Source organism: Saccharomonospora iraqiensis subsp. iraqiensis (genome assembly GCF_000430445.1).
Taxonomy (GTDB): Bacteria; Actinomycetota; Actinomycetes; order Mycobacteriales; family Pseudonocardiaceae; genus Saccharomonospora; species Saccharomonospora iraqiensis.
This window is the reverse complement of sequence record NZ_AICW01000001.1, coordinates 1-2,956: the sequence shown is the minus strand read 5'-3', so window position 1 is coordinate 2,956 and position 2,956 is coordinate 1. Positions and strand designations below refer to the sequence as shown.

General features: G+C 71.5%; 6 protein-coding genes. All 6 read right to left on the bottom strand.

Annotated features, from left to right (window positions below; translation table 11 throughout):
• Positions 1-658, bottom strand: a 658-nt coding sequence (locus ACTIR_RS0100030; protein ID WP_034237449.1) for a DUF6779 domain-containing protein, incomplete at its 3' end; no start/stop codon positions are given.
• A 68-nt stretch (positions 659-726) separates the two neighbouring features.
• Entirely contained in the window at positions 727-1,188 is a 462-nt protein-coding gene (locus tag ACTIR_RS0100025; protein WP_026452757.1) for a DUF3180 domain-containing protein, read from the bottom strand.
• A gap of 67 nt (positions 1,189-1,255) precedes the next feature.
• Positions 1,256-1,723, bottom strand: coding sequence for a TA system VapC family ribonuclease toxin (locus ACTIR_RS0100020; RefSeq protein WP_026452756.1), 468 nt, complete (start codon positions 1,721-1,723; stop codon positions 1,256-1,258).
• Entirely contained in the window at positions 1,707-1,922 is a 216-nt protein-coding gene (locus ACTIR_RS0100015) for a hypothetical protein (protein WP_026452755.1), read from the bottom strand. Before ACTIR_RS0100015 ends, ACTIR_RS0100020 begins: the two co-directional genes overlap by 17 nt.
• A 49-nt stretch (positions 1,923-1,971) precedes the next feature.
• Entirely contained in the window at positions 1,972-2,463 is a 492-nt protein-coding gene (gene folK / locus ACTIR_RS0100010) for a 2-amino-4-hydroxy-6-hydroxymethyldihydropteridine diphosphokinase (protein ID WP_026452754.1), read from the bottom strand.
• A complete protein-coding gene (gene folB, locus ACTIR_RS20875) occupies positions 2,460-2,861 on the bottom strand; it encodes a dihydroneopterin aldolase (protein ID WP_052583653.1) in 402 nt (133 codons plus the stop codon). Before folB ends, folK begins: the two co-directional genes overlap by 4 nt.
• Positions 2,862-2,956 lie beyond the last annotated feature (95 nt).

Genomic DNA, 2,956 nt, shown 5'->3' with positions numbered 1-2,956 from the left:
CGAGGCCGGAACCGCCGTTGTGCGTGCCCGCGGTGGACGCCCGCTCCGCGTCGGGACCGGCGACCCGGCTGATCAGTTCGGTGGGGCGGTCGGCGGCCTCCGCGTCCGGGCCGATCGTGATGGCGGCGGGCCGGGACTCACCGGCCTCGCCCGCGGCCACCAGCACCGGCTCCTCGCCGAACGACCGCATCCGCGTCGACTGGGCCGTCAGCGCGACGCGCTCCCAGAGGACCTCGCCCCCGAGCAGCGTCTGCAGGCTCTCCCGGAGGGTGCTCAGCTCGGTCCGCAACGCCTCGAGCTCCGCCTGCGAGGCCGCCTCGGCACGCTGCCGCGCCTCGACCTCCCGCTGCCGCGCCTCGGCCTCGACCTCGCGCTCGAACTCGCGACGGGCCGCGACCTCCTTCTCGAGCTCCAGCTCGTAGATCCGCTGAGCCTTCTCCGCCGACTTCTCGCTCGCCGCCGCGGCCCTGCGGTTCTTCACGGCCACCAGCGTCCCGATCAGCGCCGCCCACAACGCGGCCACGACCGCGAGCCGGACCCAACGGAGGTCGTCGGTGAGCACCAGCGCGAGGGTGGCGCCGATGGCGAGGAGGAAGCCGACGGTCAGCCACGGCCGACCGGACGATCGGTCGTGCGCGTCGTCACCCACGCCAGTCATGCCGATACCGTACCTTCCGGTGACCTCGTCGAGACCTTCTCGGTACTTCGAGCGGTGGGTTGCGTGCGCTAACCGGTCGGCGGTTGACCGCGGCCCCGATCACCCTCGTCCGGTGTCCGGCAGTTGTACTCCAACCACAGCGCCGCACCGATCAACGCCGCGGCACTGACCACCCCGACGATCGTGGCGGGCAGGTCGTCCGCGGCGGCCGTGACCCGCCCGGAACGGGGCCCCAGGTAGGCCAACGCACCGAGCCACGCGCCGCCCATCAGCGCCCCGAGCAGCGAGGACGCCTTGGCCAGCGCGACCGTCCGGGCGATGCCCAGCCCGGTGACGACCCGGTGCTCGCGGATCCGGGCGCGCACGACGAACGCGAGCACGAACTCCGCCACCGCCAGCACGAGCAGGGTCGTCCCGGCCAGGGTGGGCAGGGCGGGCAGGGACTGATATGCGGCGCGGAACAACGGGAACGTCAGTCCGAAACCGAGCACCGCGGCGACGACGAGATCCCGTGCCCGCGTGAACTGCATGGTCCCACCGTACCCACGGCACACGAGGCGCATCCGACGGTGACCTCCCGCGGCACCGCCGACGGCACTACGGCGCCGGGTCCGCCGGTATGAGCTCCACGTGGACCGAACCCGCCGAACCGACCGCATTGGACACCCCACGGTCGAACGTCGCGAGCGCACCACCCCGAGCGACCGCCAGGGCGACGAGATGCACGTCGGTCAACTGCCGGGAGGTACTCAATCCCGTCAGATCGAACGGAGGCCGGAGAAGGCGACTGGTGTCCGGCCAGAATTCGTGGGACCCGATCTCACACAGTGCTTCGAGCACGCGCATCGCTTCCCGCGGTGCTGCCGCACCGGGAATCACACGGTTGTTGGAGGAGACCCGCACGAAACCGAGTTCCGTGACCGGCGTCGTCGCCCAGCCCTGCGCACTGATCCGCTCGAACCACTCCCGCGCAGGCCGATGGTGTACGTGGTTGGGCCACCCGAGCGCGACCAGGACATTGACGTCGAGCAATCGCGCGCCACCGCTGTCACTCGTCGAGTGCACGTTCCACCATGTCGACAGTGATCATCGGCGCGTCGGGAGCGACATCGAATGTGGGGAAGGTCGAGGAATCCCGTTGATCCGGAATCAACCCCCGACGAGCCAGGTCAGACACGACGTCACCCAGCGACCGGTTCTCACTTTGCGCGATGGCACGGGCTGCCGCGAGCACGCTGTCGTCGATGTCGAGTGTCGTCCGCATACGTCCACCATAGCACTCGTACCGACCAGAGCATCGACGCATCGGCGCATCAGAGGGTCAGGTCCGGGCGGTGGTGGACGTCGTCGTGGTCGGATCGGGGGAGGGCGGCCAGCAGGTCGGCGGCCCGGCCCCGACCGGGTACCTCGGCGTCCGGGTCGATCTCCAGCCAGGGAATGAGCACCGTCGCCCGGTCGGCCGTGCCCGGGTGCGGCAGCAGCAGATCGGGATCGTCACTGCGGACGTCGTCCACGGTCACGACGTCGACGTCGAGGGTGCGCGGGCCCCACCGTGTCTCACGCACCCGCTCGGCACGCCGCTCCAGGTCCTGGGCGGTGCGCAGCCAGTCCCGATGGTCCCGGGACGGGTCGTCGACCACGCACACCGCGTTGAGGAAGTCCGGCTGGTCGGTCACCCCCCACGGCTTCGTCTCGTAGACACCGGAGACGGACACCAGCACGTCCCGCAGGCCGTCGACGGCCAGCCGCAGGTAGGACAACCGGTCGCCGAGGTTCGAGCCGAGGGAGAGGACGGCCCTGCTCACGGCGTCCGCCCCGGTCCCTGGTCGCCCGGGTGATCGGGCCCCGTGACGTCGTGCCTGCCGCGGGTGAGGGTCACCGCGACGTCGGTGAACGTCCTCGGGATCGGTGCCGACGGCTTGTGCAGGGTGACCTCGACGCGCCGGATCCGCTCGTCGGTGAGGACCTCGTCGGCCACCCGGCCGGCCACGCTCTCGATCAGATCCTGCGGCGGTCCCGCGACGATGTCGGCCGCGGACGCGGCGAGCGCACCGTAGTCGAGCGTGTCGGACAGATCGTCCGTGGCGGCGGCCGGGGCGAGATCGAGCCACACCGTCAGGTCGAGGACGAACTCCTGCCCGTCCCGGCGCTCGTGTTCGAACACCCCGTGCCTGCCGAAGACCCGCAGGCCGGTGAGGGTGATCCGGTCGCCGTCCGCGGACGGCGCCGCACCACCGGCGGCCGGGTCGGTGCCGGGTGCGCGATCGGACACGGGGTCAGGCACGGCCGCGCCGCCAC

Coding starts and splice junctions, on each gene's coding strand:
- ACTIR_RS0100025 (WP_026452757.1), bottom strand. CDS start 1,188: ATGCAGTTCACGCGGGCACGGGATCTCGTCGTCGCCGCGGTGCTCGGT.
- ACTIR_RS0100015 (WP_026452755.1), bottom strand. CDS start 1,922: ATGCGGACGACACTCGACATCGACGACAGCGTGCTCGCGGCAGCCCGT.